The sequence below is a fragment of the Pseudomonas sp. Emmai genome (assembly GCF_055179735.1).
Window position 1 is genome coordinate 5,122,171 of sequence record NZ_CM143685.1, and the last position, 16,423, is coordinate 5,138,593.

Annotated in this window: 11 protein-coding genes; 8 read left to right on the top strand and 3 right to left on the bottom strand. The window is 62.5% G+C overall.

Going from position 1 to position 16,423, the window contains the following annotated elements; all coding sequences use genetic code 11:
* Nucleotides 1-483: a sigma-70 family RNA polymerase sigma factor gene (locus ACY4LX_RS23625; RefSeq protein ID WP_429515590.1), complete on the bottom strand. Its 483-nt coding sequence runs from the start codon at nt 481-483 to the stop codon at nt 1-3.
* 319 nt (nt 484-802) lie between these two features.
* On the opposite strand from ACY4LX_RS23625, the gene ACY4LX_RS23630 reads away from it, so the two are divergent.
* Genes ACY4LX_RS23630 through ACY4LX_RS23640 form a run of 3 tightly spaced genes read left to right on the top strand, consistent with a single transcriptional unit; the run spans nt 803 to nt 5,342 of the window.
* Nucleotides 803-1,966: an efflux RND transporter periplasmic adaptor subunit gene (locus tag ACY4LX_RS23630; RefSeq protein ID WP_463258001.1), complete on the top strand. Its 1,164-nt coding sequence runs from the start codon at nt 803-805 to the stop codon at nt 1,964-1,966.
* Nucleotides 1,967-3,940: a MacB family efflux pump subunit gene (locus ACY4LX_RS23635; RefSeq protein ID WP_149661302.1), complete on the top strand. Its 1,974-nt coding sequence runs from the start codon at nt 1,967-1,969 to the stop codon at nt 3,938-3,940. It abuts the gene before it with no gap.
* 7 nt (nt 3,941-3,947) lie between these two features.
* A complete protein-coding gene (locus ACY4LX_RS23640; protein WP_149661301.1) occupies nt 3,948-5,342 on the top strand; it encodes an efflux transporter outer membrane subunit in 1,395 nt (464 codons plus the stop codon).
* A gap of 66 nt (nt 5,343-5,408) precedes the next feature.
* Here the strand turns inward: ACY4LX_RS23640 and pvdP are convergent, their stop codons facing one another.
* Nucleotides 5,409-7,034, bottom strand: coding sequence for a pyoverdine maturation tyrosinase PvdP (gene pvdP / locus ACY4LX_RS23645; RefSeq protein WP_463258002.1), 1,626 nt, complete (start codon nt 7,032-7,034; stop codon nt 5,409-5,411).
* Between the two features lie 210 nt (nt 7,035-7,244).
* On the opposite strand from pvdP, the gene pvdM reads away from it, so the two are divergent.
* From pvdM to ACY4LX_RS23670, 5 genes are all read left to right on the top strand, one after another.
* The gene (gene pvdM, locus ACY4LX_RS23650; RefSeq protein ID WP_463258003.1) at nt 7,245-8,615 is read left to right on the top strand and encodes a pyoverdine-tailoring dipeptidase-like protein PvdM; all 1,371 of its coding nucleotides are present in this window, start codon (nt 7,245-7,247) and stop codon (nt 8,613-8,615) included.
* The gene (gene pvdN, locus ACY4LX_RS23655; protein ID WP_463258004.1) at nt 8,612-9,898 is read left to right on the top strand and encodes a pyoverdine-tailoring periplasmic protein PvdN; all 1,287 of its coding nucleotides are present in this window, start codon (nt 8,612-8,614) and stop codon (nt 9,896-9,898) included. Before pvdM ends, pvdN begins: the two co-directional genes overlap by 4 nt.
* A gap of 68 nt (nt 9,899-9,966) precedes the next feature.
* Nucleotides 9,967-10,854, top strand: coding sequence for a dihydropyoverdine dehydrogenase (gene pvdO, locus ACY4LX_RS23660; protein ID WP_463258005.1), 888 nt, complete (start codon nt 9,967-9,969; stop codon nt 10,852-10,854).
* A gap of 108 nt (nt 10,855-10,962) precedes the next feature.
* Nucleotides 10,963-12,612, top strand: a complete 1,650-nt coding sequence (locus tag ACY4LX_RS23665; RefSeq protein WP_463258006.1) for a cyclic peptide export ABC transporter — start codon at nt 10,963-10,965, stop codon at nt 12,610-12,612.
* 114 nt (nt 12,613-12,726) lie between these two features.
* Nucleotides 12,727-15,207 carry a TonB-dependent siderophore receptor gene (locus tag ACY4LX_RS23670; RefSeq protein ID WP_463258007.1) on the top strand — a complete coding sequence of 827 codons (2,481 nt, stop codon included), beginning with the start codon at nt 12,727-12,729 and terminating at the stop codon, nt 15,205-15,207.
* 193 nt (nt 15,208-15,400) lie between these two features.
* Here the strand turns inward: ACY4LX_RS23670 and ACY4LX_RS23675 are convergent, their stop codons facing one another.
* Complete coding sequence (locus ACY4LX_RS23675) at nt 15,401-16,357, bottom strand: alpha/beta hydrolase (RefSeq protein WP_463258008.1); 957 nt, start codon at nt 16,355-16,357, stop codon at nt 15,401-15,403.
* Nucleotides 16,358-16,423: the final 66 nt, after the last annotated feature.

Sequence of the window (16,423 nt, forward strand, 5' to 3'; positions counted from 1 at the left end):
TCAATGGGCGTCCCATTGCTTGATACGCACCCGGCAATGTTTCATGGCGTTGACGATGTGTTTTTCCACCAGCGCCCGGGAAATCCCCAGGTGTTCGGCGATCTCGGGGTGCGACAGGCCATCGATCTTGCGCAGCAGAAAACTCTCGCGGCACAGCCTGGGCAATTCCGCCAGCGCGCGCTGGAGCATGGCCAGACGTTGCCCGTGATCGAGGCTGGTATGCGGTGACGGCGTGAAGTAGCGCTCTTCGGTATCGAGCACTTCCAGGGATTCGACTTGCCGCAGGGCATTGCGCCGATGGTCGTCGATCACCAGGTTGAGCGCGGTGCGATAAAGGAAGGCCCGGGGCTGCTCGATCGGCGTGTCACTGGAACGCTCCAGTACCCGCAGATAAGCGTCATGCACCACATCTTCGGCCACCTGACGGTTGCCCAGCTTGGCGTTCAGAAAGCACACCAGCTCGCGATAGTAGTTTTCCAACATGACTCCCGGCCGCACGCAGGCGGTTTCTATCCTTGAGCCAGATCGGCGACCGCCAAATGAGCAGTAGCACGATGGTGGCAATTTGAGTCGCGTAATTTATAGTAATTCTCATATAGATTTAAAGTACTTGATCCATTTGCCGGAGAAATAGCCTGGTAGCGCAGCTGTAACCCCCTGTATCAAGGCTTAAATTCCCGGCCAGGGTTCTCGTTTACAGGACAGCTTCCCGTGTCTGTCGGCCGACCGACAGCGTCCAGTTGCGCGCCAAACGGTGTGCGCCGCCGCACGACGGGCCGATTTACTCTGGCTGGAACCCTGCATGAAACGTCCCCGTCCGACCCGACGCGCCCTGCTTGTAGCACTCTGCCTGATCCCCGCGATCGCGGTCGCCGCCTGGCAAGTGCTGCCCCCCGGGCGCGAAAAACTGGCCACGGCCCAGGTCACCCGCGCCACCATCGAAACCAGCGTGACCGCCCTCGGCACCCTGCAACCCCGTCGTTATGTCGATGTGGGTGCCCAGGCTTCGGGGCAGATCCAGAAAATCCACGTCGAGGCTGGCGATGAGGTCAAGGAAGGCCAGTTGCTGGTCGAGATCGATCCATCGACGCAGAAAGCCAAGCTCGATGCCGGGCGTTTTTCCATCGACAACCTCAAGGCCCAACTGCAAGAGCAGCGCGCCCAGCACGACCTGGCGCAGCAAAAATACCAACGCCAGCAGAATCTGGCCGCTGGGGGCGCCACGCGCGAAGAAGACGTGCAGACCGCGCGCGCCGAAGTGCGCGCCACCCAGGCCCGCATCGACATGTTCCAGGCGCAGATTCGCCAGGCCCAGGCGAGCCTGCGCAGCGACGAAGCCGAACTCGGCTACACGCGGATCTTTGCGCCGATGACCGGCACGGTGGTGGCAGTAGGTGCCCGGGAAGGCCAGACACTCAACGCACAACAACAAACTCCGCTGATCCTGCGCATCGCCCGTTTGTCACCGATGACCGTGTGGGCGGAAGTCTCCGAAGCCGATATCGGCCAAGTCAAAGCGGGCATGACGGCTTATTTCACCACGCTTAGTGGCGGCACCCGCCGCTGGAGCAGCACCGTACGACAGATCCTCCCGGTGCCACCGCGCCCGCTCGAACAATCCCAGGGCGGCAGTCCCACCAGTGGACGCAGCGGCGCCGAACGGGTGGTGCTTTATACCGTGCTGCTCGACGTCGACAACGCCGACAACGCGTTGATGACCGACATGACCGCCCAGGTTTTCTTCGTCGCGCAACAGGCGCAGAACGTCCTGACCGTACCGACCGCCGCACTGCAGAGAGGCTCCGAGACCGACACGCAGGTGGCACAAGTGGTCGCGGCCAACGGCGATGTGCAGCCGCGACAAGTGCGCACCGGCATCAGTGACCGACTGCGCACGCAGATCCTCAATGGCCTGGCCGAAGGCGATCACGTGCTGAGCGCCCCGGCCACCGGCAGTGGAGGCTGAATGCAAACGCCCCTGATTGACCTGCGCGGTATTCGCAAAGCTTACGGCGGCAATGACAGTCCCCTGGTGGAAGTGCTGCGGGGCATTGACCTGTCGATTCACGCCGGTGAATTTGTGGCGATTGTCGGGGCCTCCGGCTCCGGCAAATCGACGCTGATGAACATTCTCGGCTGCCTCGACCGCCCCACCAGCGGCGAATACCTGTTCGCCGGCGAAAACGTCGCCCGCCTCGACAGCGATGAACTGGCCTGGCTGCGCCGCGAAGCGTTCGGCTTCGTGTTCCAGGGCTATCACTTGATCCCTTCCGGCTCGGCCCAGGAAAACGTTGAAATGCCGGCCATCTATGCCGGCACCCCGGCGGCCGAACGTCACGCCCGCGCCGCCGCCCTGCTGGACCGCCTGGGCCTGGCCAGCCGCACCGGCAACCGCCCGCATCAGCTGTCCGGTGGCCAGCAGCAAAGGGTCTCGATTGCCCGGGCACTGATGAACGGCGGCCACATCATCCTCGCCGATGAACCCACCGGCGCCCTCGACAGCCACAGCGGTGCCGAGGTCATGACCCTGCTCGACGAGCTCGCCAGCCAGGGCCATGTGGTGATCCTGATCACCCACGACAGGGACGTCGCTCAACGCGCCAACCGCCTCATCGAAATTCGCGACGGCCTGATCATCAGCGACACCGCCGACGCCCCCTCGGCACCGCCGCGCAGCGCCAGGCCGGGCGCCTTGCAAGCCGTGGACCTGCGCCAGCGCCTGAGTGTCGGCAGCGAGAACACCGGGGCCTGGAAAGGTGAACTGGTGGATGCCGTGCAAGCGGCCTGGCGGGTGATGTGGATCAATCGCTTCCGCACCGCGCTGACCCTGCTGGGGATCGTCATCGGGGTCGCGTCGGTGGTGGTGATGCTGGCGGTGGGCGAAGGCAGCAAACGTCAGGTCATGGCGCAAATGGGCGCCTTCGGCTCCAACATTATTTATCTGAGCGGCGCCGCACCCAATCCGCGCACGCCGCCAGGGATCATCACCCTCGACGACGTCGCCGCGCTGGCGGCGTTGCCGCAAGTGCAACGCATCATGCCGGTCAACGGCGCGACGGCCGGCGTGCGTTTCGGCAACGTCGACCACACCAGCTATGTGGGAGGCAACGACACCAACTTCCCGGTCATTTTCAACTGGCCGGTGGTCGAGGGCCGTTACTTCACCCAGGCCGATGAGGACACTGGCGCCGCAGTTGCGGTGATCGGCAAAAAGGTCCGCGACAAGCTGCTCAAGGACGTCGCCGACCCCATCGGCCAATACATCCTGATTGAAAACGTGCCATTCCAGGTGCTTGGCGTCCTCGCCGAAAAAGGCTCCAGCTCCGGCGACTCCGACAGTGACAACCGCATCGCCGTGCCCTATTCGGCTGCCAGCGTGCGCCTGTTCGGCAACCGTAATCCCGAATACGTGGTGATTGCTGCCAAGGATGCCCGCAAGGTCAAGGAGGCCGAGCAGGCCATCGAACAAACGATGCTGCACCGGCACAAGGACAAAAAGGACTTCGAGCTGACCAACAACGCCGCGATGATCCAGGCCGAGGCCCGGACCCAGGGCACGCTGTCGCTGATGCTCGGTTCCATCGCGGCGATTTCGCTGTTGGTGGGCGGTATTGGCGTGATGAACATCATGCTCATGACCGTGCGCGAACGGACCCGCGAGATCGGTATTCGCATGGCCACCGGCGCCCGTCAGCGCGACATCCTGCGCCAGTTCCTCACCGAAGCGGTGATGCTCTCGGTGATCGGCGGACTCGCCGGGATCGGCCTGGCGTTGCTGGTCGGCGGCGTGCTGCTACTCAGCGATGTGGCTGTGGCATTCGAGTGGATCGCCGTGTTCGGCGCCTTCGGTTGCGCGCTGGTCACCGGTGTCATTTTCGGCTTCATGCCTGCCCGCAAGGCTGCCCGGCTCGACCCGGTCACGGCCCTTACCAGTGAATGATCGACCTATGAAAGCCCACTTGACCCTCCTGGCCGCCAGCCTTTTGCTGGCGGCCTGCAGCAACCCTGCGCCGCGTCCCGACAGCGGCTTGCAACCCCCCGCTGCGTGGCAGTCGCCGAATAACGCCGAGGCCGCGCACGGCAATCGGCAATGGTGGACCCACTTCGGCAGCCCGGAGCTGGATCGCCTGATCGAACAAGCGCGATTGGGCAGCTATGACCTCGCTGCCGCAGTTGCCCGCGTCCGGCAAGCCCAGGCCAGCGCGACCATTGCCGGTGCGCCCCTGCTGCCCGAGGTCAAGGCCGGACTCAATGGCAATCGCCAACGCCTGCTGCACGGCAAGGGCTACAGCCAACTGGACGTCAACCCGAACAATCGCTCACTCGATTACTACGACGCCGAACTCAGCGCCAGTTACGAAATCGATTTCTGGGGCGGCAAACAGGCCGCCCGGGACAGCGCCGTATTCGGTGTGCAGGCCAGTGAATTCGAGCGCGCCACCGTGGAGCTGACCTTGCAAAGCGGTGTCGCCAACAGCTACACCCAGACCCTGTCGCTGCGCGAACAGGCGCGGATCGCCGAGCTGAACCTGGCGAACGCGCAGAACGTCCTGCATCTGGTGCAAACCCGCTACGACGCCGGCAGCGCCACCGCACTGGAACTGGCCCAGCAAAAAAGCCTGGTCGCCGAACGGCAACGCACATTGCCACGGGTGCACCAACAGGCGCGGGAAGCCCTGATCACACTGGCCGCGCTGCTCGGCCAACCGGTACAAGGGTTGGCACTGTCGCCGCAACCGTTCGAGCAACTGCAATGGCCAGAAATCGCCAGCGGCGTGCCCAGCGAGCTGCTACGCCGCCGCCCGGACATCGCCAGTGCCGAAGCCAGACTCGCCGCGGCCCAGGCGGACGTGACGGTCGCCCGCGCGGCGATGCTGCCCAAGGTCACCCTCACTGCCAGCCTCGGCACCGGTGCCGATATGGCCTCGGACCTGCTGCGCACGACGTTCTACAACCTGTCCTCGGGGCTGGTGGCGCCGGTGTTCAACAATGGCCGCTTGAGCGCCGAGCGCGACAAGGCCACGGCGCGCCAGCAAGAGCTGCTGGAAACGTATCGCGGTGCAATCATTAACGGGTTCGCCGATGTCGAAAAAGCCCTCACCAGCATTCGCGGCCTCGACGAACAACGTCAGTGGCAAACCGAAGAACTGATCCAGGCACAAACCGCTTTCGACATCGCCCAGAGTCGTTACCAGGCAGGCGCCGAAGACTTGCTTACCGTGCTGCAGACCCAGCGCACGCTGTATGCCGCCCAAGACATGAATGTGCAACTGCGGTTGTCGCGGCTGCAGGCGAGCATTGCGCTGTACAAGGCGCTGGGTGGGGGTTGGCAGGTTATCTGACGGGGTGAATCCTGATACCCCTTTCGCGAGCCGGCTCGCGATTGAACGATAACGCGGACTGGAGGATTAAACCCTCCAGCCCTTGACCTTCAGATGTCGCGCATACCACGGCCGTTGCGGCACCTTGCGGAACAGGTCGGTCATGTTGTCTTCGTCGCCAAAGGTAATGCGCAGCGCCAGCTTCATGGTCTCCGGGTCCATCTCCACCGAGCGCCCGATCTGCAATCCCGCAACGGAACTGCAGCCATGGGTATCCGGCCCGAGCCACGGGTCATCGACTTCCACCCAACGCCCCGGCGCAAACCACGGCACGCCGTTGACTTCCAGGCGATTCAGCTCGCCCGGATGAAAGCGTTCATGGGCGCGGAACCAATCCTCGATGCGATCATCGATCCAGCCGTGGAAACGCCAGAACACCGGGTTCACATGAGACGAAAACGGATCGCCGAGAAAGTCGTTTTCCGGGGCGTACCAGCGGGCGGCGAAGTCCGCCTGATCTCGGGCCATTGGCACCGCGATGTCGTTGGAGGGGTCACGCGCCACCGACGCCCAGCGCATGTGCAGCCAGTCGTGCAAGCCCAGTTCGACTTCCGAACCGAACTGGCCCAGGGTCAGCTTCGATAGATAACGCGGGTCACGGTACTGCGACTCCCAGACCTGGAAGTTGCTGTGGTAGGTCTCGGCGGCTTTGATGTCGCTGACCCACTTGGTGTATTCGTCGTCGCCCTCCGTCAACCAGGTTGGCGGCAACGCGTTGCCATCGTGGTTGTCGAAATAACGGGCGAAACCCTGGCGGTCGCGCTCCAGCTCGGGTTGCGGCATCGGGAAGGCCGACCACGACGGTAGATCCTGTTTGGAACGAGCCAGCCCCAGCATGCGCCGGTGCATGAAGAAAAAGTCGATGCCGGAGCCGTTGCGATCCTTGCGCGGGCCGCGGGCATCGCGTTCCTTGTCTCGTGGGCCGGGTTGCCAGCCGATGCCGCGCAACGCGTCGCGCTTTTTTTCCGAGAGCTTGTGCCATTTGTCCCGGGACGCATGCCACAGCTGATGAAACAAACGGTGCTCGGGCGCCACCAGCCACGCCAGCAGCTCCGGGTTCAGGCCGGTTCGCTCCCGCGCCTCGGGAAACCGCCGCTTGATCGCGATAAAACGGTTGTCGAGGTCCGGCAACGCAAGCGGCCGATCAAGACGCATGACCTGACCGCTGAACGTGCCGCTACCGGCATTGCCGAACGCCGCCCAGACCTCGTCGAGTTTGACTTTGAATTCATAAACGGGCGGCGCCATCGGCGTGTCGGTGCGTATCAGCCGCCAGTACAACTCGGCGCCATTGCCCGGCGCCAGATCACCGATCACTTGATAAACCGGCGCCTGTTCAGCGCGCAGCCGGGTACCGGTGTCGAGGTAGCCGCGCATACCGCGCCCGCGGTGGGCGATGTCAATAAACAGCTCCAGCCCCTCGTGCGGCAGGCTTTCGAGCCCGGCGTCGGTGCCGCTGAAACGGATATCCCAGACCCCGCGCAGGCTGTCAGCCAGGTGTTGACCGGCAGTGTCCGCCAGATCGACCGTGGCCTCCCCCGGGGTAATGGGCTCTTCCTCGCGGGTCAGCTCACGATGTGCATAAAAAACGGCAGGCAGCGCAGCGCCCGTGAGTGCCAGGCCCGCCATGAACCAGCGTCGAGAAATCGTCATTGCCCTACCTGTGTCAGCCATGAAGCAGGCTTTATCCAAGCTAGAACGTTTGTTCGCGGGGGAAATTTATGGCCACCGTGAAAGAGAGTGCCCATCGCTCACAGCGATGTTTTCAGCGCGCACCTAAATTCCCTCGCCAGCCGCTCGTTCTTCCCAGATAGCAAAGGCCCCTGCGCCTGTACCTCGACGGCGAACCTGACTGAGATGGCAATGACAAAAACTCGTTCGAAAAAGGCTGTGTACCTTGGCCTGCCACTGGCCCTGGCCCTCGGTGCAGGTGCTGGCTTCCTGGCCTGGGATTACTGGTTCCGGGACAACCCCGGCTATCCGGTCAAGGTGATGAAACAGGCCAGCGAACTGCAGGAGCGGATCCTCTCTTTCGACAGCCACATCACCGTACCGCTGAGCTTTGGCGCCCATGGCAACGAGGCCGACAAGGATGGCTCCGGCCAGTTCGACCTGGTCAAGGCCAGCCGCGGGCGCCTGTCCGGCGCCGCGCTCACGGTGTTCGGCTGGCCGGAAATGTGGAACGGTCCGAATGCCCCGCACCGCCCCACCGAGGGTTTTGTCGAAGAAGCTCGCAATCAGCAGGAGGTGCGCTACAAGATCATCTCCGGGCTGGTGCGCGACTTCCCAAACCAGGTCGCGATCGCCTACACCCCTGACGACTTCCGCCGCCTGCACGGCGAAGGCAAGTTCGCCATTTTCATCAGCATGCTCAACGCCTACCCGCTGGGTAATGACCTGAGCAAACTGGACCTGTGGGCCGCCCGCGGCATGCGCATGTTTGGCTTCAGCTACATCGGCAACAACAGCTGGGCCGACTCCTCCCGGCCGCTGCCGTTCTTCAATGATTCGCCCGATGCCCTCGACGGTCTGTCGGACATCGGCAAGCAAGCGGTGCACCGGCTCAACGACCTGGGCGTGATTATCGACGTCTCGCAGATGTCGACCAAAGGCCTGGAGCAAGTGGCGCAATTGAGCCGCACGCCGATGGTCGCCTCGCACTCGGCGCCCCGGGCGTCGGTGGACATCCCGCGTAACCTCAGCGACAAGGAATTGCAGCTGATCAAGAACAGCGGCGGCGTGGTTCAAGTGGTGGGCTTCTCGCAATACCTCAAGCCGCTGACCCAGAGTACCCAGGACAAACTCAACGCCCTGCGCGCACGTTTCGACCTGCCGCCCTTGCCTGACCTGGCCATGGCGCTGATGCCGGGCGATCCGATTATCACCGCCTGGTCCGAACAAAAACTCGGTCAGTACGCCAGCGGCCTGTACGCGATTCTCGAAGAAGAACCCAAGGCAACGCTCAAGGACCTCGGCGATGCGATCGACTACACGGTGCGCAAGATCGGCATCGACCATGTCGGCATCGCCTCGGACTTCAACGACGGTGGCGGGATCAAGGGTTGGGAAAACGTTGGCGAAATCCGCAACGTCACCGCCGAGCTGATTCAGCGCGGTTACTCCGAAGCCGATATCGCCAAGCTCTGGGGCGGCAACTTCCTGCGGGTCTGGGAACAGGTACAAAAAGCCGCGAAGCCAGCGCTGTTATCTCGCCAGGATTCAGCCAAGCCATGAGTGATCGTCGCACGTTTCTGAAACAGGCCGGCGTTCTGGCCGCCGGCCTGCCGCTGGGCGCCAGCCTCGGTCACCCGGCGCTCGCCGCCCCCCAGCCAGCCCTGCCCCGGGACAAGTGGGCGCAATTGCGTCAACTGTTCAACCAGGACCCGGACTGCATTCACTTCGCCAACTTTCTGGTGACCTCGCACCCAAGGCCTGTGCGCGAGGCCATCAACCGGCATCGCGCGGCGCTCGACCTGAATCCGGGGCTGGCCATGGACTGGGAGCTCGGTGTGACCGAGCAGCGTGAAGAAAACGTGCGGATCTGGGCCGGCAAATACCTGCAGGCCACACCGAAGCAGATTGCCCTCACTGGCAGCACCACCGAAGGTTTGGCGATGATTTATGGTGGCGTGCACGTGCGCCCCGACCAGGAAATCCTGACCACGGTTCACGAGCATTACTCGACCCGCAACATCCTCGATTTTCGCAATAAGCGCGACGGCACCCAGGTGCGCAAGATCACGCTGTTCGACAACCCGCAGAGTATTTCGACGGATCAGGTCCTCGACACCATCAACCGCAATATCCGCCCGCAAACCCGAGTGCTCGGCATGACCTGGGTGCATTCGGGCAGTGGCGTGAAGCTGCCGATCAGCGACATTTCGCGCCTGGTGGATGAACACAATCGGCAACGCGACGACAAGGACCGGATCATCTACGTGGTCGACGGCGTGCATGGTTTTGGGGTCGAAGATCTGCGTTTCCCGGCCATGAACTGCGATTTTTTTATCGCCGGCACCCACAAATGGATGTTCGGACCACGCGGCACCGGTCTGGTGTGCAGCCGCAGCGAAGAGCTGAAGTACGTCAGCCCGAGCGTGCCGACGTTCTCCGAAGCCACGCATTTCTCCAACACCATGACCCCGGGCGGTTATCACGCTTTCGAACACCGCTGGGCCGTGGATGAAGCCTTCAAGTTGCACCTGGAACTGGGCCCGGCCGAGGTGCAGGCGCGCATCCATCAGCTCAACAGCTACTTGAAGCAACGCCTGCAGGAGCAACCTCAGATCGAACTGGTAACCCCGGCCGATCCGCAGTTTTGCGCCGGGTTCAGTTTCTTCCGGGTCAAGGACCAGGACAGCGATGAAGTGGCCGCGTACCTGATGAAAAACCGCGTCATCAGCGACGCGGTCAGTCGTGACGTCGGCCCGGTGATACGCACCGCGCCCGGCCTGCTCAACACCGAGAACGAAGTGGACCGGTTCATGGCGATCCTCGGCAAAAAGCTGAAGGCCTGAACCGCCGCCACAGGGTTGCGTGGCGCCCCGCTCTTTGCAGACACAGCTTCCTTTACTAGAGACGACTTATGAAAAAGCCCCTCCTGTCATCCTCCCTCAAGACCTTGTCAGCCCTGGCGCTGACGGCCCTGCTCGGCAACCTCATGCCCGCTGTCGCCCAGGCCTCCACCCCGCCGGCACCGGGCAACGTGTTCAAGGACTGCAAGGACTGCCCGGAAATGGTCGTGCTGCCCACCGGCAGCTACACCATGGGCACGCCGGACGATGAGGTCGGACGCGAGCCGGATGAAGGCCCGCGCCACGAAGTGACCTTCACCAAACCCTTCGCCATCAGCCGCTTCCAGGTGCTGGTCAGCGAATGGGACGCCTACGTCAAGGCCACCGGGAACAAACCCTACGATTTCGATGATCGTCCGGGCCGCCGCTGCACGGCCGGCAAACCGACCTTCGCGCAAACACCACGGGACCCGGCGGTGTGCATGAACGTTGCCGAAGCCCAGGGCTACATTGACTGGCTGTCGAAGAAAACCGGCCAGGCCTATCGCCTGCAGAGCGAATCGATCCGCGAATACGCCGCCCGTGCAGGCAGCACGGGTTCATTCCCGTTCCCGTTCGATGAAGGTGCCGACTATCAGATTTCCAGACACGCCAACACCTACGGCGCTGCCGATGGCTACAACTTCACCTCACCGGCAGGCACCTTCCCGGCCAACGCATTCGGCGTGTACGACCTGCACGGCAACGTCTATGAATGGACCGCCGATTGCTACCACAAGGACTATTCCGGCGTACCCACCGACGGCAGCCCGTGGGTGCAGGCCAACTGTGAACGCCAGGTCATGCGCGGCAACGATTGGGGCGAAGCCCCGGTGTTCTCCCGTTCCGGCAATCGCAACAGCAGTTGGCCGACCAGCAAAGGCGACTGGCTGGGCTTTCGCGTAGTCCGCGATCTCTGATGCAACCCCTGACGACCGTAGCCTTGTCTGCGGTCGTTTAAAGAAACAGCGCAATCGTTCGTTTTTCCAAGTACCGGCACTCCCTCCGCATCGAAGCAGGAATCCTCCATGACCAAGCCAACGCGTGGGGCGATCAACGAATTGTTCGCCCTGCTCAAGCCCTTCCGCCTGATCGTCTCTGTGTCCATCGTGCTCGGCATGATCGGAGGCCTGAGCGTCACCGTGTTGCTGGCGACCATCAACAACGCCCTGCACTCTGCCGACGGCCTGACCCGCACCGTGGTCATGATCTTCGCCGGCCTGTGCGTCGTGGCGTTGCTGACCCAGATCCTGTCCGACATCGGCACCAACTATGTCGGCCAACACATCATTGCCAGGCTGCGCAAGGAACTGGGGGAGAAAGTGCTGTCGGCGCCGATCGACCAGATCGAGCGCTACCGCAGCCACCGCTTGATTCCGGTGCTGACCCATGACGTGGACACCATCAGCGACTTCGCCTTCGCGTTCGCACCGCTGGCCATTTCACTGACCGTAACCTTCGGTTGTCTCGGCTATCTGGCCATGCTGTCCTGGCCGATGTTCCTGATGATGCTGGTGGCGATTGCCATCGGCACCACGATCCAGGCGATTGCCCGGGCCAAGGGCATGCGCGGTTTTTATGCCGCGCGGGACTCCGAGGATGAACTGCAAAAGCATTACAACGCGATTGCCGAAGGCGCCAAGGAACTGCGTATCCATCGCCCGCGGCGCCAGCGCATGTTCGTGGCCGGTATCCAGAAAACCTCGGAAAAAATCTGCGACACCCAGATCAAGTCGATCAATACGTTCGTGATCGCCAAGTCGTTCGGCTCGATGCTGTTCTTCGTGGTGATCGGCCTCGCGCTGGCCCTTCAATCGTTCTGGCCGAGTTCCGACAAAGCGGTAATGAGCGGTTTTGTGCTGGTGCTGCTGTACATGAAAGGGCCACTGGAGCACTTGGTCAGCACCCTGCCGATCATCAGCCGGGCGCAGATTGCCTTCCGCCGGATTGCCGAGCTGAGCGAGCAGTTTTCCTCGCCAGAGCCGCACCTGCTGCTGCAAGACCAGGGCCGCAAGGCCGGGCCGGTGAACAGCCTGGAGTTAAGCAACGTGCGCTACGCCTTCCCTGCCGTGGAAGGCAGCGAACCGTTCCGTCTCGGCCCGGTGAATCTGCGAATCGAACAAGGCGATATCGTCTTCATCGTCGGCGAGAACGGCTGCGGCAAGACCACCCTGATCAAACTGCTGCTGGGCCTGTATGCGCCGACCGAGGGTGAGATCCGCGTCAACGACCAGCCGATCACGGCGTTGAACCGTGACGATTACCGACAGAACTTCACCACGGTGTTTGCCGACTACTACCTGTTCGACGACCTGATCCAGGGCGATCAACAAGTGCCGCAGGATGCCACGCGCTACCTCGAACGCCTGGAGATCGCGCACAAGGTCAGCGTCCGCGACGGCGCCTTCAGCACCACCGACCTGTCCACCGGGCAACGCAAGCGCCTGGCGCTGGTCAATGCCTGGCTCGAGGAGCGTCCGGTGCTGGTGTTCGATGAATGGGCGGCCGATCAGGACCCGACGTTCCGACGGATTTTCTACACCGAGTTGCTGCCCGACCTCAAGCGACTGGGCAAGACCATCATCGTGATTTCCCACGATGACCGCTACTTCGACGTCGCCGATCAACTCGTACGCATGGAGGCTGGCAAGGTCAAAAGCGAACTGCAACCTGCTTGATTGAAGACGCCGCGGATCAACCGGAAAAATAGTTTTCCGGTTTACCGCGGCGTCCTCGTCTTAATGAGATGAATAAGAACCATTAACAACTATACCTGCCAAGGTCTTAACCTCATGTCCGCATCCCGTTTCATGCTCCGCCCTCTGACCCGAGCCTTGCTGCTGCAAGGCGCAACGCGCTCCCGACTGGCCAGCACCGGCCTCGGCCTGGCGATGTCCATGGCCATGACGCCGTATGTTCAGGCCCAGGAATGGACCTTGAACATCCCGGCCCAGCCGTTGGCCCAGGCCCTGCAAGTGCTGGGTCAGCAGACCAGCCTGCAAATCATCTACAGCCCTGAAAGCATCCAGGGCCTGCGTTCCAGCGCACTCAACGGTCGTTATAACGACGATGATTCGCTCAGTGCGTTGCTCAAGGGCACCGGCCTGCGTCACCAGCGCGATGGTAACTCCGTGACCTTGCTGGCACCCGCAACCGGCAACGCGATGGAACTGGCGCCGACCAGCGTCACCGGTCAGCAACTGGCAGCCACCACCGAGGGCAGCAACTCCTACACCACGGGTGCGGTGACCATCGGCAAGGGTGAACACTCCCTCAAGGAAACCCCGCAATCGGTCACGGTGATGACCCGCAAGATGCTCGATGACCAGAACCTGAACACCATCGAACAGGTCATGGAAAAGACCCCGGGCATCACCGTCTACGACTCGCCGATGGGCGGCAAGTATTTCTATTCCCGCGGTTTCCGCATGACCGGCCAGTACCAATACGACGGCGTGCCTCTGGACATCGGCAGCAGCTATGTGCAGGCCGACAGCTTCAACAGCGACATGGCCATTTACGACCGCGTCGAAGTGCTGCGCGGCGCGGCCGGGATGATGAAAGGGGCCGGTGGCACAGCGGGTGGCGTCAATTTCGTGCGCAAGCGCGGCCAGGATACCCCGCACACTCAACTGCAATTGTCCGCGGGCACCTGGGACAACTATCGCGCCCAGGTTGACACCGGCGGCCCGCTGAATGACTCCGGCACCATCCGTGGACGCGCCGTGGTCACCCAGCAGACGCGCCAGTACTTCTACGACGTCGCCAGCCGCAAGGATCAAATCTACTACGGCGCCCTGGACTTCGACCTCAGCCCCGACACCACGCTGGGCCTGGGCATCTCATATGAAGACGTCGATGCCACCCCGTGCTGGGGCGGTCTGCCGCGCTACGCCGATGGCAGCGACCTGCACCTCAAGCGTTCCACTTGCCTGAACACCGCCTGGAACAACCAGCGCAGCAAGCGAGCCACCTACTTCGGCGACCTGACCCACCGCTTCAACGACGACTGGGCACTGAAAGTGGCCGGGGTCTACTCGCGCAACACCCAGGACATGGAATATGCGTTCCCGAGCGGTTCGGTGCCGGTCGGCGCCACCAGCTCCAACACTCTGATGCTGGGCAGCACGTACGACTACGATCAGGTCGACTACGGTTTCGATACCTACGTAGACGGCAAATTCGAGGCGTTCGGCCTGGAGCACGAACTGACCGTCGGCGCCAACGCCAGCCGTTCCCACAAGGACGACTTCTACGCCGTGGCCGCCCTGCCCCAGCGCCAGAACGTCCTGAACCCTGATCACCACCTCCCGAAACCCGACGATAGCTATTACCTGGCGAATGCGTCCCGCGGTGGTCCGGTGGACATGCGCATCGAGCAATATGGCGTCTACTCCACCGCTCGCCTGAAGCTCGCCGAACCGCTGACCTTCGTATTGGGCAGCCGCGTGAGCTGGTACAAATCCGAAACCGACTCCGTTCAGTTCTTCCGCGGTGAAGGCACGCCCGTCAACACCAAGGCGACTGAAACCGGACAAGTCACACCGTTTGCCGGGTTACTGTTCGACATCAACGACAACCTGACGGCCTACGCCAGCTACTCGGACATCTTCACCCCGCAGGGCGGCTACAAGACCCTCAACGGCAGCACCCTCAAGCCGTTGATTGGCCAGAGCTATGAACTGGGGATCAAGGGCGCCTGGTACGACGGTCGCCTCAACAGTTCCTTCAACCTGTTCCGCACGATCCAGAAAGACGCCGCCCAGGACGACCCGGCGTGCGAAGACGGCAGCTGCTCCATGAACTCCGGCAAGGTCCGCGCCCAGGGCTTCGAAGCGGAAGTCAGCGGTGAAGTCATTGATCGCCTGCAACTGCTGGCCGGCTACACCTACACCCAGACCAAGGTGCTGGAAGACGCCGATGCCAGCCAGGACGGCCTGTCATACAACTCGTATGTGCCGCGCCACCTGCTGCGCGTATGGGGTGACTACAGCCTGAGCGGTCCGCTGGATCGTGTAACGATTGGCGCCGGCGTCAACGCCCAGAGCGATAACTACCGCACCTCGCCTACCAGCGGCAAAAAGATCACTCAGTCCGGCTATGCCGTCTGGAACGGTCGCATCGGCTACCGCATCGATGACACCTGGTCGGTGGCACTCAACGGCAACAACCTGTTTGACAAGCGCTACTACTCCACCATCGGTACCGAAGGCTTCGGTAACTTCTATGGCGATCCGCGCAACTTCGTGATGTCGGTCAAAGCCGACTTCTGATACCCCCCATAAAAAACGCCCCGCATTGCGGGGCGTTTTTTTATGCCTGTGTCTTGGAACCCACCCAACGCTGCTTTTAGCGTTTATGAGGGGGCCGGTTTGCTCGCCAAAGCGGTGTTCCAGCCGATATTGATGTCGCCTGATACCCCCTCTTATCGCGAGCAAGCCCACCGGGAGCGGTGTTAATTCCGGTTTACTGCAAATGCCGGCTCAGCGCACGGCTCAAGGTTTCGTGCACGGCCAGGACATCCGGCATCACCGAGGCCATGCGCAGCAAGTCATGGGTCAGACCGGGGCAATGTTCGAGCTCTACACTGACGCCCTGCTCACGCAGTTTGTCGACATACGCCTGGCCTTCGTCCAGCAACGGATCGAAGCCGGCCAGCAGCACAATTGCCGGCGCCACACCGCGCACATCCTCGGCCAGCAGCGGCGAGAAGCGCCAGTCCAGGTAGTCTGCCGGCGTGCGGGCGTAGTGCTGGTAGAACCAGTCCAGCGTCTCGTCCTCCAGCAAATAACCTTCGCTGAACAAGGCCCGCGAATCACGGGTGCGCGAGGCATCGGTGACCGGGTAACACAGCAATTGGGCTTTCGGCGCGATGGCCACGGTGTGCGGCTGGACCACCGCCTGCAACGCCAGCACTGTGGCCAGTGTCGCCCCGGCGCTGTCGCCGCCAAACGCTACGCGACTGACATTCAGACCCAGTGCGAGCGCGTGCTCGGCCAACCACGATAAAGCGTCCTCGCCATCCTCCAGCGCCGTCGGGAAGCGGTGTTCCGGCGCCAGGCGATACCCCACCGAGAGCACGGCACACGGCGTGCGCCGGCAAAACTCGCGGCAGACGCCATCATGGGAGTCCAGGCTGCCAACCACAAACCCGCCGCCGTGAAAGTACACCAACACCGGCATCGACGCCGGCGCACCGTTGGGCCGATACAAACGCAAAGCCAGAGGTGCGCCATCGCGGGCCGGCGTGTTGACCTCCAGCACCTCAAGGTCCTGGGGCGCGGGCCAGCGCAACTGCGCGGTGGTTTGTTCGAAGGTGTCCCGGGCCTGGGCCGGGGTCAGTTGATGCATGGCCGGCAAGCCCGCGTCCTGGCTGTCTTGCGCCAGGTCGAGGAAGGCTTCCAGATCAGGGTGTAACGCCATCGATAAAATCCTCGTACCCACAAAATAGAAAAACGGTGGGAGCGAGCCTGCTCCCACAAGATTGCC

Bases quoted from the DNA above. Each gene is read 5' to 3' on its own strand.
- ACY4LX_RS23640 (WP_149661301.1), top strand. From the start codon at position 3,948: ATGAAAGCCCACTTGACCCTCCTGGCCGCCAGCCTTTTGCTGGCGGCC.
- pvdP (WP_463258002.1), bottom strand. From the start codon at position 7,034: ATGACGATTTCTCGACGCTGGTTCATGGCGGGCCTGGCACTCACGGGC.
- ACY4LX_RS23630 (WP_463258001.1), top strand. From the start codon at position 803: ATGAAACGTCCCCGTCCGACCCGACGCGCCCTGCTTGTAGCACTCTGC.
- ACY4LX_RS23635 (WP_149661302.1), top strand. From the start codon at position 1,967: ATGCAAACGCCCCTGATTGACCTGCGCGGTATTCGCAAAGCTTACGGC.
- ACY4LX_RS23670 (WP_463258007.1), top strand. From the start codon at position 12,727: ATGTCCGCATCCCGTTTCATGCTCCGCCCTCTGACCCGAGCCTTGCTG.
- ACY4LX_RS23625 (WP_429515590.1), bottom strand. From the start codon at position 483: ATGTTGGAAAACTACTATCGCGAGCTGGTGTGCTTTCTGAACGCCAAG.
- pvdN (WP_463258004.1), top strand. From the start codon at position 8,612: ATGAGTGATCGTCGCACGTTTCTGAAACAGGCCGGCGTTCTGGCCGCC.
- ACY4LX_RS23665 (WP_463258006.1), top strand. From the start codon at position 10,963: ATGACCAAGCCAACGCGTGGGGCGATCAACGAATTGTTCGCCCTGCTC.
- ACY4LX_RS23675 (WP_463258008.1), bottom strand. From the start codon at position 16,357: ATGGCGTTACACCCTGATCTGGAAGCCTTCCTCGACCTGGCGCAAGAC.
- pvdM (WP_463258003.1), top strand. From the start codon at position 7,245: ATGACAAAAACTCGTTCGAAAAAGGCTGTGTACCTTGGCCTGCCACTG.
- pvdO (WP_463258005.1), top strand. From the start codon at position 9,967: ATGAAAAAGCCCCTCCTGTCATCCTCCCTCAAGACCTTGTCAGCCCTG.